Here is a 14,646-nt window from a genome sequence, read left to right as displayed (position 1 = left end):
AGTGGTCCTCGGATCAGCAGGTCAGGTGAAGCGACGGAGTCACACGCGGCGCGGTCACAGGCGGCGGGCCGCCCGGAAGCCGCGGGCGTAGAAGTCGGTGCCGTCCAGCAGCGCGTGGCCCGACAGGTCGCCCAGGGTCGGGCCATTGGCGGCGGAGCGGCTGGAGTAGAAGCGGTGCCGGCCCTGGTCGTCGAGGCCCATGTACATGCCGACGTGGTCGATGAAGTCCGGCCGCTCCTTGATGATGGCGAAGAAGACCAGATCCCCGGGTTGCAGGGCGTCCAGATCGGTGGCCTGCTTCTTGCCGGTGTGGGGGATCACCGTGCGGCCGGGACCGTAGGCGGCGATGGCGTAGGCGCGGCGCGGCAGACCGGCGCCCTTGGTGTTGGTGTTGTGCAGGGGGATGCCCATGCGGTAGCCCCACACCAGGCGCTGGAAGCCGGAGCAGTCGACATCGCCGTAGCGGGCCTGCTCCGGCTGCGCGCGTGTGCCGTCGGGGAACGTCCAGTCGATGCCCAGATAGTCGTAGAAGTCGGACTGCTCGTCGTAGTAGGCGAAGTCCAGCGGGTTCTTGACCGCGGAGTTGCGCGGGCCGAAGTGCGCGGTGCCCGCGTAGCGCACGCCCTTGGCGTCGTGCTTGTCGGGCGCCCCGGCGCTGCTGTACTGGAACGCCACGGCGAAGACGTCCGGGCTGCTGTCGCCGAGGGCCTTCTTGAACCAGCCCTTGAACCAGGCGGACTTCTCCATGCCCGGCTGCCACGCGTGCGGCAGCACCCGCACCCAGGCGTCCGTGATCACCTTGGCCTCGGTGGTCCGCGGCTCGCTGAAGGTGCGGCTGGGCCCGGTGAGTACGGCCGTACGAGCGCCGTCGGTGAACGTGGCGAGCGTGCCGCCGTCGCCGGCCCGGACCACGGTGCGATCGGGGGCGGACAGCCGCTCGAAGGTGTGGGGCCCGGTGGACCGGGCGCCCGTGCCGGAGCCCGTGCCGTCGGCGGCCGTACCGCCACTGTCGTCGTTTCCGTGCCCGAGGCGGTCCCAGGCGTACCCGCCCGCCACCCCGGCGGCCGCCACGCCCGCGATCGTCCGGAACACGGCGCGTCGAGTCGGGCGGCTACGTCCGCCGTCATGTGCGGAGTGCATGGCCGATCCTCCTTGGAACTGTGAGGTGAGGGGGGTGAACAGGTCAGCCGGTGGGCAGTGCCCCGATCAACAGACCGGCGACCAGCACCACGTACGTGGCCAGGGTCACCGCCGTGGTCGAGATGACCGTGGCCGCCAGCGGCTGGCGGGCCATCTGGTAGGAGACCAGGCCCGGGACGATGAAGCCAAGCGTTTGTGACGTGTACAGCAGCGGGAACTCGTGGCTGAGGGCGAGCATTACGGTGGTCTGCATCAGCACCGCGCACAGCACGACGGCGGCGAACAGCCGCTTGCCGTAGAGAATCACCGTGCGCTGCACCAGCTTCGTCAGGAAGTACGTTGCCGTCGCCACGGCGACCATCAGTCCGGCCATCCGCACGTCGGTGACGAGCGTGAGGGCGATCCAGCCGGGGGTGATCATCCCCCCGGGGGAGAGATTGGTGGTCAGATAGCAGACGAGCGAGAAGATCAGCCCGAGGGCGATCCCGAGCGCGGCGGTCTGTGCGTTGAGATTGGCGGGGATCACGGGTTCCTCGTGAACTGGGACGGATCGTAGGAGTGGTGCTGCTCGTCCGCGGTGCTCCGGTCGTCGGACCGGCCCTGACGGGCGGCGGCCCGGCGGGCGAGGTCGCGCTGATCCGGGATGCGGATGGCTTGCGTCGGTGAATCCAGCGGTGCCACCCAGCTGTACGGCTCCGGCTCGGGCGGCCGGGCCACCGAGACCCACGGCCGGGGTATGGCGAACTGCATGGTCTCCTGGTCCAGGCCGTCGCCGTCGGGGACGACGTCGAGCGGGTCCTCGGATTCGTCCAGCGGCAGCTCGGCCAGGCACTCCAGGAACAACTCGCCCTGGCCGTGGATGTTGCCGATCGCCACCAGCGAGGAGTCCGGGCCGAGTTCCGCGAGGATCGCCGCGGTCAGCTCCTCGGGGTCCCGGCGGTCGCCGCCGAGATCCACCACCCGCCCGGTGAAGCCGGCCGGAATCGCGTCGGCGGCGCTCTTGGTCGGGTGGCCGATCAAGAACACCGTCTCGGCGGCGAGGTCGGGAACGATCGTGCCCATCTGGCCGTTGCGCTCCACCCGGTCCGGGCGGCAGTTGATGACCACGCCGATCGGCCGTCTGATGGCCCCCAGATCCTCCAGCTGCTTGACGTTCATCAGCGTGGACTCGGGGTCGTTGGCCGCGAAGACGTTGGCGAACCGCAGTCGCTTGCCCTCGGGGGTGACATAGCGTTCCACGGACAGCACGCCCGGGTCGGGCGGCGCGTCCCACATGCCCTGCATCGCGGTCTGCCGCTCGATGCCGAGCAGTTCGGCGACGGCGAGCGCGATCGCCACGTTCTCCTTGAAGGTGAACCAGCTGAAGCCGCGCAGTTCGGCGTCGGTCACCGTCTCCGGATCGACCGCGATCAGCCGGCAGTTCCGCTTGTCGGCCTCCTCCTGGAGGATGTGCAGCCGGTCCTTCTCCGCCGTCACGCACACCCCGCCCACCGGCATCGAGCGGGAGAGCGAGCGGGCGACGTCGTCCAGCGTCGGCCCCATCTCCTCCAGATGGTCCTCGCGGACGTTGCACAGCACGCCGATCGTGGAACGGATCAGCTTCTCCTGGTTGATCTCCTGCAACGCGGGCATCACCGCCATGCACTCGATCACCAGCGCGTCCGGCCGGTAGGTCGCCGCTCGCCGCACGATGCCGATCTGCTCGACGATGTTGGAGATGTTGAACTTGCGGTAGATCGGCTCCTCGGTGGCATCCGGATGGATGAACCGGGCCGCGGTGCCGGTGGTCTTGGCCACCGTGACCAGGCCGCCGCCGCGCAGCGCGCCCGCGCACAGCCGGGTGATCGAACTCTTGCCGCGGATGCCGTTGACCAGCACCCGAATGGGTATCTGCTCCAGCGAGGCGAAGTGCCGCCGCTGCTCCAGGGCTCCGGCGATCCACAGTCCGGCGCAGCACAGCAGGACGATGACATAGAGGAAGAGCACGCCGATTCCGTCCTTCTACCGCTGGAGGGTGTTCTCACGCAGGGACCGCGGCGGCGCGGCGGCGTGGCCGGACCTGGCCGCCCGGTCCTGTTCCGCCAGGGTCTGGCGCACCAGCTCCAGGCCGCGGGTGACCGAGCCGATCTCGTCGTGGTTGACCGGGTGCAGCACGGTGCGGCGGTCCCCGCCCGCGAGCCGTTCGACGAGCACGGCGACCGCGCGCAGCGGCCGGACCACCACGACGTGCAGCCAGCCCAGGCAGGCCGCGGCCACGGCGAGGCCCAGGATGCCGGCGAGCATGGTGCGCTGCTCGGCCTGCACCGCGGGGATCTGGAGCGCCGCCGCGGGCTCCGCGGTCACCACGTGCCAGCCGAGGCGGGCCGTCGGGCCGCTCTGCGCCAGCGGTGCGGCGGCGTCGACCGACGGTCCGGAGGAGGTGCTGTGCACCGCCGAGGTGGCGGTGCCCGTGGTGCCCGGGGCGCCCTGGGTGGTGCGGACGAGCCGGGTCAGGCCGGAGTCGGGCAGCGACTGGAAGGCGCGGTAGCCCACGCTCGCCGCCAGCACCCTGTCGTGGCCGTCCGTCACCCAGACGCTGCCCAGCTTCGGCCTGGGCAGGATGGAGTTGAGCGCCTTCACGTCGATCTCGCCGAACAGCACCACCCCGGCCGCCGGGGCCTTGCCCTTGACGGCCCGGACCTGGGCGTAGGCGGCGATCGCCGGGATCCGGCCCGAGGTGTTGACCGTGGTGATCCCGCCGCCACGGGGCACGTGGACGAGGGTCCGCAGCGGTGTGCCGCCCACTCTCAGCGTGATGCCCCCCGAGCGGTCCAGGAGATACAGCGAGCGGTACTGCCTGTGGTCCGCGAGGGACTGCCGCAGGACCTCGGTCTGGGCGTCCCTGCTCCTGCCCGCCAGACTCGCGGCCGCGTCGCTCAGGTCGGTGTACGACTGATCGAGAGACTGCCGGATCCGATGCGTCGCGATCTCGGTGCGCGCCTGCTGGTCGGCGAGGACCGGAGCCGGAACCGCGGTCGCGGTGTCCGCCCGGTTCAGCAGGAAGACCATCGGAACCGACCAGCAGGCCACGACCACCAGGCAGACCACGGCCAGCGCCCGGTAGCCCGGTCCGCGCCGGGCCGGGAACTCCTGCGGGCCGCTCTCGCCGAGCAGTTGCCGACGCAGTGAGTCCAGTGCCCGCCCGATCCGGGCGAGCTCCCCGAAGCCGTGCACCGGAACCGGCCTGGACAGCTCCTCCGACGCGGCCGGCCCGTCTCCGGTCGCGCCCCGGGCCAGGCGGCCGGCGGACAGGTAGAGCCGCAGCAGTGGCTGCTGCACGGAGAAGTACAACGCCAGCCCGAGCAGCAGCGCGACCACGGCCAGCGCCCCGGCTGCCTCGAGCGCGAAACGCGAGTAGTCGGCGGCGGTGGTCGTGACGGGCACCGTGCGGGAGGTGAGCACCACCAGGCCAAGGTCGTCGGTTGTGCCCGGACCGGTCGTCGAGGCGACCTGGGCCCAGGCGGCCACGGTGCGCCGGCTGCCGGTGGCGGCGCCCAGCAGGCTTCCCGAGGCGTCGGTGTCACTCCCCGACCCGTTCGCCGCGCGGGTCGCCGCCGCGGACAGACCGCTGTGGGCAGCGGCCGGCGAGGCCTTGCCGCGGACCGCGGTGGCGAGCACTGTGCCGCTCGCGTCCAGCGCCTGTGCGGTGCGTCCGTCGCCGTACGCCGCGAGGGCGGGGAGCGCCTCGGAGACCACCAGCAGCCACTGCCGCTCCGTCCCGTTCTGCGCCTGGTACTGGTCCTGGTCGGGGTCGTCCTGCGCGGGCAGCGTGACCCTGGCGAAGTACAGCATTTCCCGCGTGCCGCCCGACGTCACCAGCCGGGGCGGGATCTCCCCGTGCCCGGACGCCGTCCTGGCGACGTCCACCCCGGCCAGTGGCACGGTCCTGCCGCCGGTCGCCAGCAGTTTGCCGGTGCGCGCGTCGAGCAGCGCACGGCCGAGGAACGCCTTCCTGCCGGAGGTCAGCGCCTTGAGCGTCGTCGTGGGGGTCGATGTGCTCGTCGCCGGGTACGCGTGGGCCTTACGTCGTACCGTGCCCGCCTCGGCTTCGATTGCGGTGCGCATCGACACCGCGGTGTCCGCGGCGATCCGCTGCTCCCCGTCCAGCACGGCCTGGGGGACGCCACCGGTGTGGATGCCCTCGAGGCCGATCACGGTCAGGGCGGCGACCACCAGCAGGAGTACGACCAGTGAGGCTATCGGCGGGCGCACCCCGCCGAGCATCGGCATATCGGCGCGGCGGCGAGTGCGGTGCCGGCGCGGGGCACGGGGTGCGGAGGACAGGGGAGCGGGTCCTTCCTCAACTGGCGCCGAGCGCCCAAATGTTCGACAAGGCGAACATTCTAGCTCGCGGTGCTCGCAACACCATCACACTTTGGCGCTGTGTGTCGTAGTAGACAGCAGGACTCCGCGCGGCGGCGGCACATGCTGGGCCCCGCACGCGCCGAAGGCCGGACCCACGAGCGGGCCCGGCCCTTCGGATGTCCGGTCAGCCGTCCCGTCACGGGACGAAGGAGATCTCCGGGTACTTGCTGGTGGGCCCGTCGAGCAGGGTGCTGTGCTTCTTGCGCAGCTCCTGGTCGAAGAACGCGGCGAGGTAGTCGCGTTGGACCTTCACCGCCCGGTTCGGGTCGATCGTGCCGTACTGCTGCTGGACCTGGGTCTGGGACATCCCGACCAGGCGCGCCCACTGCGGCACCAGGTACTCGTTGTCACTGAACGACAGGTGCGCCGCGCCCTTCAGCTTGATGTCGACCTTGTACCCCTTCAAGTGCGACCACAGCGTCCGCCACGACGAGTCGTTGTTGCGGTTGTGGGAGCCGGAGCTGAAGAGCATGAAGGGCCGGTCGAGGTCCTTGCTCGGCGCCGTCCCGAAGAACTGGCCGTCCAAATTGACACCGGCGGCGATCCGCTTGTCGAGCTGCATGGCGGTGTCGACCGCCGCGCCGCCCAGCGACCAGCCGAACATCCCGATACGGGACATGTCCACGTTCTTCGACAGCCCGGAGGGCAGCGTCGCGTGGCCGTAGTCCGGGTTGCCGCCACTGCTGATCTTGCCGAGCCCGTTGATGACGAACTTGATGTCGGCCGCGCGCACCTTGAGCGTGTCGGAGGAGTGGGCGCCCGAAGGCATCCTGTTGAGTTCGAGCCGGTTGGCGGGGAACTGCACCTCGTTGGCGTCATGGGTGTGGTCCACGATGACGACGAGGTAGCCGCGGCTGGCGAGGTCCTGGGCGAGCGCGGTGCCCATCGCGCGGTCCGAGTGCAGCCCGGTCGAGTACAGCAGGACGGGCAGCTTGCCGAGCGAGGTCTTGACCGGGGCGAGGACATGGCCCGCGGTCTTGGGCAGCGTCACCTGCTGCGGCGACAGCCCGCGTGTACCGAGGAAGTGGGCGCCGGAGACCGACGGCATCCACGGCGCCTGGTAGTGCCCGGACGTCGAGGTGGCCGGATAGAAGAGCGACACCATCAACTCGCGCTTGCCGCCCACGTACGGATCCGTACGGGACGAGTCGACGAGGTGCAGGCCGACCATGCCCACGCTGTTCGGCCCGGTCGGCGCGGGCATGGTGAGCTGGAGACCGGACCCTGCCGTGCGGGCGGACGCGAGCGCCCCGGGATGGACGGGCTTGTGGTGCAGCGGCAGCTCGTCGTTCTCAGGCGCCCAGGGTGTCTTCGGGGCGGGCGTGTCCGCCGGGGACCCGGTGGCCGAAGGCTGGTCGGGCGTCTTCCCGGCGGCCATCGCCGGCGTCGTCCCCATGGCCAGCGCGACGGCCAGCGCACCCGCCGAGCCGACCGCTCTGGCGATCACTCCACGACGGTGGCGCGGGCGGCGGTGTGTCATAAAACCCCCTAGTCGGTCAGCGATCGCAGAACGCGCGATCGACTGCCGCACACCGTACCGCCGCGGCAGCACGCGGACTCACCCACCCGGGATGCCGCCGTAGCGAATTCCAACGCCCAGGCCACTTCGTGCGGTGTGGGAGGGACGCGTGCCCGTTGACCCGCTCTGGAACAGCAGGACAGCACTGCAGTCAGCCGCGTAGCGGCGCCCCGGCGCGCTCATCCGGATCGGACGCCGGCACCGCTGCTGGACGCTGGCCGTGCTCGCAGACCGGATCGGCTGCACGCCCGCCACCGTCTCCCGGTTGGAGCGCCGCACCCAGATCGCGGACCTGGCCCTGTGCACCGTGCCGCACAAGAAGTCGGCGTGCCCCGGCACATTCTCATGGCATCCCTCGCGCCACCGCCCGCTACCGCCACGGCGGCCACTAGAGTGACGGCCAGCCAGCGTGACGCCGAGAAGGACCCCATGCGCCGCCGTACGCTGCTCGCCGCCGCGGCGGCCGCAGGCCCCGCCGCCCTGCTGGTGGGCCTGGACGATGCCCTGGCCGATACCCCCGCACGGTGCGGGGCCGCTGGAGCGCCGCCTGGTGGGCGCCCGCGCACTGTACGACCAAGGTGAGCACGCACGGCTCCTGGCCGCCATGCCCGGCCTCATCGCCGACGCGCACCACGCCGCCGGCTCCCGCCGCAGCCTCGACCAGGCCTGGCTGTCCGCCGTGTACAGCATCGCCTCCACCGTTCTCATCAAGCTCGGCTCCTACGACCGTGCCCGGCTCACCGCGGACCGCGCCCGCACCTGGGCCGAGATCTCCGGCTCCCCGCTCGCAGCCGCGGCCGCAGCACGTGAACTGGCCATCGTCCTGCGCCACCAGAGCCAGCACGGCGCTGTCCAGCGCCTGATGTCCTCGGCAACCGACGACCTCGAGGCGAGCGGGCTGCGCACCGACGCCACAACGGCCGCCTACGCGCAGATGTTGTGCACCCTGGCCTACACCGCCGCCCGGGCCGGGCAGCGCGCCGAGGCCCTGGCGATGACCAAGGAGGCCCGCCGCGCCGCCCGCCGCCTGCCCCAGTCCCTCCCCGCCGGCCGGCTGTTCACCATCAGCCCAGCCGCCGTCGGCCTATACGCGGTCGGCGTGCACTGGGCACTCGGCGACGCCGGCGCCGCACTCGACGCCGGGAAGAACCTGCGCCCTGAGCGCTTTCCCACCGGCGAACGCAGAGCCCGCCTGGGCACCGACATGGCACGCGCCTGGTGGGCCTGGCAGCGGCCTGAACAGACCACCCGCGCACTGCTGGACGCCTACCGCGCCAGCCCCGGCGAAGTCCGCGACCGACCCGCGATCCGCCACATCGTCACCGAGCTCGCCGAACGACACCCACGCACCAGCGGCGTACGCGAGCTGCACACCGCCGTAGCACAGGCCCTCTGACGCCCGTACTGCGGCACAGGCGCCAGGCGATGGTTCGGTGCGGGGACGGGCTCCGCTGGTCCGGCCCGGCATCCGACTCAATCGATCTGTGTGCACACGCTCGCCCGCAGCGCGCGCTTGATCACCCATCCCGCGCCGCTGCGAGGGTCAGTGGGGTCATGCCTGCCAAACCCGCCCCGACGCAAAGGTGTTACGGCGTGAGGCCGGAGATCACCCGCGCGAGACACGGCCCTAACCAGCCCGCGACCGGGCGGGGGAACAGGCAGACTTCTCCTCGCAGCGGGCTATCAGGACGAGCCAAGCCCCAACCTGGGCAGCGGCGCTTCGAGCACCGACCCGAGACAACCGACATCCCCCACATCCTGCTGCTCGCCATCAAGGGAGAAGCACTCGGGAATCAGGCCGAGGGCATCACCCAGCTCGACCTCGCCGCCCGGGAAGCGGAAGCGGCCGGCTACGACGACGGCGCGCTACGGGCACTCACCGCCCTCCTGCGGGCATCGGCGAACCCAGAAGTCCAGGCACGATACGACGCGGCACTCACACGACTCACCACACGCACCTGAACCCTGACGCCCCCCGCATTGGTCCGCCGCCCGGCCTCAGGGCCGCCCCACAGGTTGCGTCCCTGAGCCCCCGCACGCCGCCGCACCGTCACCCAGCGCGCCGCCTCCACCTCGTCCACCACCGCCGACGCCGCCGAGATCGGCTGACCCGCGCTCCTTCCCGAGTGGTGCCGCAGGCACCAGCCCCCTCCCCCCGGTGCATCGCCTGATGCACCGGGGGAATCACAAACGATGCCCCACCCCGGAGGACCGGGAATGGGACACCAAATATCACCCGCACTTCAATCCGGCAAGCCGAAATACCGGCGCCCGCCCTCAAGGGACTTCCGATAGACCTTCTCCCCGAAATGAACGGCCTGCGCCGGAGTTTTGTGTCGTCGTAACAGCCGGTCCGTAGCTGGAGGATGTTGACCGCGACGGCGGTGCGGCGCAGGACCGGCTTTCGGGTCCTGCGCCGCGGCTTAATCACTGCCAGATCTGCCAGTCACTACCATTGCACTTATTGGTGTAGACGGCGCCATTGGCGTCACCGTCGAGGCACAGGCCGGTCTGCCGGTTGACGATTTGCATGCCGTCGCCTGTCCAGTTCTCATACCACTGCTGGTAGTAATTCGCCGGACTGCCGCAGGGCTCGATGTAGACCTTTCCAACGCCACTCCCGTCGGCGTACCAGCTGGCCAGGCAGCGGCCATAGAAAAACGTGTTTCTGGTGGTGATCTTCCAAGCGCCGTTCGCGTTCTGGAGATTACTCTGCGAGTCGTCCCAACTGAGGCTGGGCCCCTTGGAGACGTCGACGCAATGCACCATGGCCCCGGCGCTACTGTCGACGCTGGCATCATTCCAGACTCGGAGACAACCACCTGTGTGTTTGTTACGCCATACAATATCGTCGGATGCCGATGCAGGTGTAGAGACGGCGGCCAGAATCGCCGGGACTGCGGCTAGCGCTAGGACAGCGCGCATTTTCGACGCCATAATCATGATTCTCCCCGTTCGTTCTGAATCAAAGGCGAGGGAGGGTAGAAAGAGCAAAAATCCCCCGCGCGCTTTTGATTCTAGGTGAGAGGGTTTGAGGCACACAAGGAAGTTGATCAAGACTTGAGAATAGAACATTTCACCTCTCCCCCTTGTGGGAACAGCCACCTCCACAACAGCCGACCCACCCCACACCGGTCAGAAAACAACAGCCGCTTGTCACCCCAACAGCGAACCAAGGGCCTTGCTGCGCCCTGAAGCCCACGCCGCGCCCCTCGCGGCCCCACGAGGGCGTCGAGGGGCGTCCGGGGCCCCCTCAGCGCGGCGCACAGAGCGCCTGTGATGGCGGCCTACGCCTGACCGCGGGTTCCTTCTTCGGAAGGTTCTCTGCTGGCCGGTACCCCGTGCCACCCGCTCCGGCAGACTGAGGGATGCCGGCCTCTGACACCTGTCTCGACCGGGGCCGACGTCGGCGGCTGGCCTGCCGATGGTGGGGGGGCCAAGGGGCCGACCCGGGCCGTGCACCCCTCATGACAAGGGCGCCCCACAAGCGGGTCAGATGGCGCCAAGCCGGCGTACCGGCCGGAGACGACCTCGCCGTACGCCCACCACACGTGGTCGGTCGTGATGCCCCAGCACTGGGCGCAGAAGTCGGTGTTCGTCGCCAGGACAGCCAGGGAGCGGTAACGGGTGCCCATACCCGCGCGCAGGTGCACGGGGGCGGTGGTAGGCACTGCCGCGTCGGCCCCTTGGGTGTTGCAGGCCCGGGGCTTGTGCGGTGCGACTACCGCGGGGGCCGGCGAGGCCGAGACGAGGGTGGCGAGGACGGCAGCCGTCACGGTGGCCGCGCTCATGAAGCGTCGGATCATGCCCCGCCAGCTGCCGCCCACGTCGCCGTCGTCACGGGTGGGCAGGGAGGATCACCGGGCGAGGCCTTACACGGCGCGGTCCAGGCCGTCGGAGACCAGACCCATCGGGACCCACCTTTCAAGATCGGCTGTATGGCGCCGTGAGAGCCGCTCCCCCGCCCAGCAAGCGCTGCCCGATCCTCTCCGGGACGTGCGGGGACGAGGCTTGAGCGAGGGATCGCAGCGCTCGTGGCCCTGGCCGTGGACGGCACCACCCGGCGGGGCCGCCGAGCCGCTCCGCACGGGAGGCCGGCCACCCCGGCCCGGGGACCGGACTGCCACGCGCGGACCCGAACTGACGAATCATCAGCTGTGGGAGGCGAATTCCATCGGTCGCCCTTAACAGAGTTGACACCCTCTCCAGAACCCGACCATAAACACGGAGTGGCCTCGGAACACAATCGGTCCCGAGGCCACTCCAAGAGAGTCTTTTGTAATTGATGGGTCAGGCGGCGGCTTCGAAGGACTGAGCCTTTTCCAACCTGCCTTATGGCAGTTCAATGGGACCCGTTTGCGCGCGCACTTACGGTCGATCGGCAGCCGTTGAAGGCGCCTGAGCGCAGGCCGGCAGGCCCTGCTCACCCTCGCCCACTTGCGCAATGGGTACTCCCACGGGCAATTCGCGGCCGGTTTCGGCACTCGCCCATTGCCGACCGCTACATCACCGAGGCGTCGAGCTCCTGGGCGTTTTCGCTCCCCCACACTCACCGAAGCGGCCAGGACGGCGGGGCATGCGTTCTACCGGACGGCGCTGCGCAGCCTGCGCCGGTGCGGGCACACCGCCGCAGAGTTCATGCCTTTCTGCGGGTGATCGCCTGTGTCATAGCAACTGCGGCCGCCAAGAAGCCCGCGGTGACGGCGAGCAGGGCACCCGTGGGTGCCAGGGCGTCCGCCGAGTCCGACGCGTTCTGCAGGTGGGTAAGCATGATGTTGACCGGGGAAACGCCCTTGCCCAGCAGAACGGCCAGGAGGAGCACCAGGGCGAGGACGAGCGCGTAGCCCTGCCGTCGGAATACCAGCCGCGAGCAGACCGCTCCGATGGCGATGCCGGTGAAGGCGCAGGTGAGTTGGGCCGCGGTCCCCAGCGCCAGATCCGCGAGGCCGGGTGTGTGGGTTGCGAACAGCAGTGGCAGCACCAGGCCGGCAGACGTCAGCAGCAGGCACCCTAGGGCGGCCGTCCCGACCGTCGCGAGCAGGACGCGTAGAGGGCCGCCGGCGCTGACGACGACGATCGAGCGGTGCGCCTGGTCCTCGAGACCGATCAGTGTGATGGTCAGCCAGACCGAGCACGGCAGCATGGCCCCGGCCACCGCGGCGTAGGTCGCGGTGAGCGGGCCGGTGTCACTGCTGGTCAGCACGGCCACCAGGCCGAGGAACAGCAATAGCGGCGCGAGGTAGCGCTGGGAGAGCAGCAGCACCGTGGACATATAGCGGACCAGCGCGATCACAGGGCGGTCCGCCACGCATCGGCCCGGCAACTGTGTTCGTCCGCAGCCCCGGCCAGGCCGGCCACCGACCACCGGTGCTGCAGTGCCGTCAGCAGCACGGCGTCCAAGTGCTCTCGCGCCACCCGCAGGACGACCTCCCCGCCGCGCTGGGCGGTGTCCGTCACACCCGGCAGCGCGGACCAGTTCACGTCGATCGGCATGACGCCGGTGGGCGGCACGGTCAAGACCAGCTCGACCATCGAGGTGCGGCTCCCGGCGTGCCGGCCGCAGTGCGAGGTGACCCGGCCGTCGCTGATGGTGTAGGCGCCGCGGGCGTGCGTCTGGGTGATCGCCTCGCGGTGGTCGGTGAAGACCACTGCTCCGCCCTGTGCAGCCACTTCGTCGATGAACTCGGCGAGGACACCGTGGGCCGAGGCATCCAGACCTGACCAGGGTTCGTCGAGGACCAGCAGGTCGGGCTGGACAAGGAGGGCCTGGGCGAGCGCCACCTTCTGCGCGTTGCCCTTCGACAGCGTGCGCAGCGGCGCGTTCCCCCCGCCCACCAGGGACAGCCGCTCCAGCAGTTGATGGCCTCGGGCACGGGCGGCGGAGCCTGACAGGCCACGGATACGCCCCATGTGAGTGAGATAGGAGATCGCCGAGATGCGGTCATGGCCGGTGAAGCGGTCCGGTACGTAACCGATGCGCGGTGGTCGGCCCGACACGCTCCCGGTGGTGGGTTGCGACAGTCCGACGAGGATCCTCAGCAAGGTCGACTTCCCCGAACCATTGCTGCCGACCACCGCGAGGACGTCACCGGTCGCGACTTCCATGTCCACGTCACTGAGGATCCATCGTCCTCCGCCGTACCGTTTACCGACCGCCTGACAACGTAACAACTCGACTCCTCACTGTGGCCTACACGCCTGGTCCTTCCAGCCTGGCGGACAGGCTTGGCAGTTAAGCTGACAGGCAGGTAAAGCCCCTGGTAGATGGGTTTTCGACCAAGACAACCGTCTCCACCAGAGGCTTCGCATGCTTGTCTACCCGTCCGGCGTCGACGTGTCCAGCACGGCCCTGCGCTTCCTCGCCGCCCGTCTGAAAGAACACCGCCGCGCTCTCGGAACCCGATGGCGGCGCCTGAACGCAGGCCGACAGGCCCTGCTCACCCTCGCCCACCTGCGCAACGGCCAGCCCTACGCCCAGCTCGCGGCCGGATTCGGGATCGGCACCACCACCGCCTACCGATACATCACCGAGGCCGTCAACCTCCTCGCTGCCCTCGCCCCCACCCTCGCCGAAGCCGTACGAGCGGCGTCGACGAAGGCGTACGTGATCCTTGACGGGACGCTCCTGCCCATCGACCGAGTCGCCGCCGACCGCCCGTTCTACTCGGGCGAACACAAGAAGCACGGCATGAACGTGCAGGTCATAGCCGATCCGAAGGGGCGTCTGATGTGGGCTTCACCAGCCTTGGCCGGCGCCGTCCACGACGTCCGGGCCGCGCGCGAGCACGGCATCATCGAGGCACTCGCCGAGGCCGGCATCAGCTGCTGGGCAGACAAGGGCTACCAGGGTGCAGGCGACACGGTCCGTCTCCCTTACCGCGGCCGATGGGACAGCCTCTCCACCGGCCAGCAGGCCGTCCACCGTTCCCACGCCAAGATCCGGGCCCTCGTCGAGCAGGCCATCGCCACCCTCAAGTCCTGGCGCCTCCTCCGCAGACTCCGCTGCTCGACCACCCGCATCACGAGTCTTGTTCAGGCCGTCCTCTGCCTGCATCTGGCCAGCTCAAACTGAGGGTGGAAAGAGCTCACTGCATAGGAATGGCCTGAATCGCAATCCGAGCGTGCACGTTCACCCAGTCCCAAAGGTCGTCCATGTCCTCGAAGCCGTCCACGCCTGTGGCAACGCCCTGCACCGGCTGCGGTCACGCCCGCCCCGGGGCCACGAGGGGCAGATCGTCGATGTCCAGGTCGTCGCGGACGCGGACGAAGCGAACCGGATGCCTCCAGCGGCCCTCATCGACCGCGGTATCGGCGAGGAACTCGGCGACCAGCCCCGGCTGCACGAGGGTGAAGTCGAGATCGCCGCGCCCTGAGCCGGCCGAGAAGCGGACGCCGTGCCACGGGTGATCGGCTCCCGCCAGGGTCAGCAGGGCTCCCACCGCCCGGCGTGCCGCAGCCGGCAGCGGTGCGGTCAGGACGACCAGATGGAGACGGCCCGCCGTGTCGTAGCGACCCACCAGCAGGGCGCTCGGCTCCTGAACGGTCCCCGTAACCGCGTCGATCGGTGTGAGAAGAGGATTGGC

At 69.9% G+C, this 14,646-nt stretch carries 12 protein-coding genes; 3 read left to right on the top strand and 9 right to left on the bottom strand.

Annotated features, from left to right (window positions below):
* Positions 1-54: 54 nt before the first annotated feature.
* The 5 genes from ACGFT1_RS33650 to ACGFT1_RS33630 form a co-directional block, all read right to left on the bottom strand.
* Positions 55-1,140, bottom strand: coding sequence for an NlpC/P60 family protein (locus ACGFT1_RS33650; protein ID WP_373912774.1), 1,086 nt, complete (start codon positions 1,138-1,140; stop codon positions 55-57).
* Positions 1,141-1,183: 43 nt separating this feature from the next.
* Positions 1,184-1,666, bottom strand: a complete 483-nt coding sequence (locus ACGFT1_RS33645; protein ID WP_373912773.1) for a poly-gamma-glutamate biosynthesis protein PgsC/CapC — start codon at positions 1,664-1,666, stop codon at positions 1,184-1,186.
* Complete coding sequence (gene pgsB / locus ACGFT1_RS33640; protein WP_373912772.1) at positions 1,663-3,126, bottom strand: poly-gamma-glutamate synthase PgsB; 1,464 nt, start codon at positions 3,124-3,126, stop codon at positions 1,663-1,665. The genes ACGFT1_RS33645 and pgsB overlap by 4 nt, the downstream gene beginning before the upstream one ends.
* 15 nt (positions 3,127-3,141) lie before the next feature.
* On the bottom strand, positions 3,142-5,391 hold the full coding sequence (locus ACGFT1_RS33635) for a HAMP domain-containing protein (RefSeq protein WP_373912771.1): 2,250 nt from the start codon (positions 5,389-5,391) through the stop codon (positions 3,142-3,144).
* A gap of 289 nt (positions 5,392-5,680) precedes the next feature.
* Complete coding sequence (locus ACGFT1_RS33630; protein WP_373912770.1) at positions 5,681-6,991, bottom strand: hydrolase; 1,311 nt, start codon at positions 6,989-6,991, stop codon at positions 5,681-5,683.
* A 571-nt stretch (positions 6,992-7,562) separates the two neighbouring features.
* Between ACGFT1_RS33630 and ACGFT1_RS33625 the strand changes: the two genes are divergently transcribed.
* Positions 7,563-8,459 (top strand): transcriptional regulator, encoded by an 897-nt coding sequence (locus ACGFT1_RS33625; protein ID WP_373912769.1) that lies wholly within the window; start codon positions 7,563-7,565, stop codon positions 8,457-8,459.
* Between the two features lie 197 nt (positions 8,460-8,656).
* The gene (locus ACGFT1_RS33620) at positions 8,657-9,025 is read left to right on the top strand and encodes a hypothetical protein (protein WP_373912768.1); all 369 of its coding nucleotides are present in this window, start codon (positions 8,657-8,659) and stop codon (positions 9,023-9,025) included.
* Between the two features lie 465 nt (positions 9,026-9,490).
* On the opposite strand, the gene ACGFT1_RS33615 is transcribed toward ACGFT1_RS33620, so the two are convergent.
* The 3 genes from ACGFT1_RS33615 to ACGFT1_RS33605 form a co-directional block, all read right to left on the bottom strand.
* Positions 9,491-10,120, bottom strand: a complete 630-nt coding sequence (locus ACGFT1_RS33615; RefSeq protein ID WP_373912767.1) for a ricin-type beta-trefoil lectin domain protein — start codon at positions 10,118-10,120, stop codon at positions 9,491-9,493.
* Between the two features lie 1,579 nt (positions 10,121-11,699).
* A complete protein-coding gene (locus ACGFT1_RS33610) occupies positions 11,700-12,356 on the bottom strand; it encodes a hypothetical protein (protein WP_373912766.1) in 657 nt (218 codons plus the stop codon).
* On the bottom strand, positions 12,353-13,174 hold the full coding sequence (locus tag ACGFT1_RS33605; protein ID WP_373912765.1) for an ATP-binding cassette domain-containing protein: 822 nt from the start codon (positions 13,172-13,174) through the stop codon (positions 12,353-12,355). Before ACGFT1_RS33605 ends, ACGFT1_RS33610 begins: the two co-directional genes overlap by 4 nt.
* A 196-nt stretch (positions 13,175-13,370) precedes the next feature.
* Here ACGFT1_RS33605 and ACGFT1_RS33600 point away from each other — a divergent pair, with 196 nt between their 5' ends.
* On the top strand, positions 13,371-14,135 hold the full coding sequence (locus tag ACGFT1_RS33600) for an IS5 family transposase (RefSeq protein ID WP_373912764.1): 765 nt from the start codon (positions 13,371-13,373) through the stop codon (positions 14,133-14,135).
* Between the two features lie 130 nt (positions 14,136-14,265).
* On the opposite strand, the gene ACGFT1_RS33595 is transcribed toward ACGFT1_RS33600, so the two are convergent.
* Positions 14,266-14,580, bottom strand: a complete 315-nt coding sequence (locus ACGFT1_RS33595; protein ID WP_373912763.1) for a hypothetical protein — start codon at positions 14,578-14,580, stop codon at positions 14,266-14,268.
* Positions 14,581-14,646 lie beyond the last annotated feature (66 nt).

The sequence above is a fragment of the Streptomyces sp. Y20 genome (assembly GCF_043195475.1).
In the GTDB taxonomy this organism is placed as follows: domain Bacteria; phylum Actinomycetota; class Actinomycetes; order Streptomycetales; family Streptomycetaceae; genus Streptomyces.
The sequence above is the reverse complement of the archived record's forward strand: the minus strand, read 5'-3'. Positions and strand labels throughout refer to the sequence as shown.

What these genes read in the sequence shown, in the direction of transcription:
- ACGFT1_RS33650 (WP_373912774.1), bottom strand. Translation starts at nt 1,140, where the DNA reads ATGCACTCCGCACATGACGGCGGACGTAGCCGCCCGACTCGACGCGCC.
- ACGFT1_RS33625 (WP_373912769.1), top strand. Translation starts at nt 7,563, where the DNA reads ATGCCCTGGCCGATACCCCCGCACGGTGCGGGGCCGCTGGAGCGCCGC.
- ACGFT1_RS33600 (WP_373912764.1), top strand. Translation starts at nt 13,371, where the DNA reads ATGCTTGTCTACCCGTCCGGCGTCGACGTGTCCAGCACGGCCCTGCGC.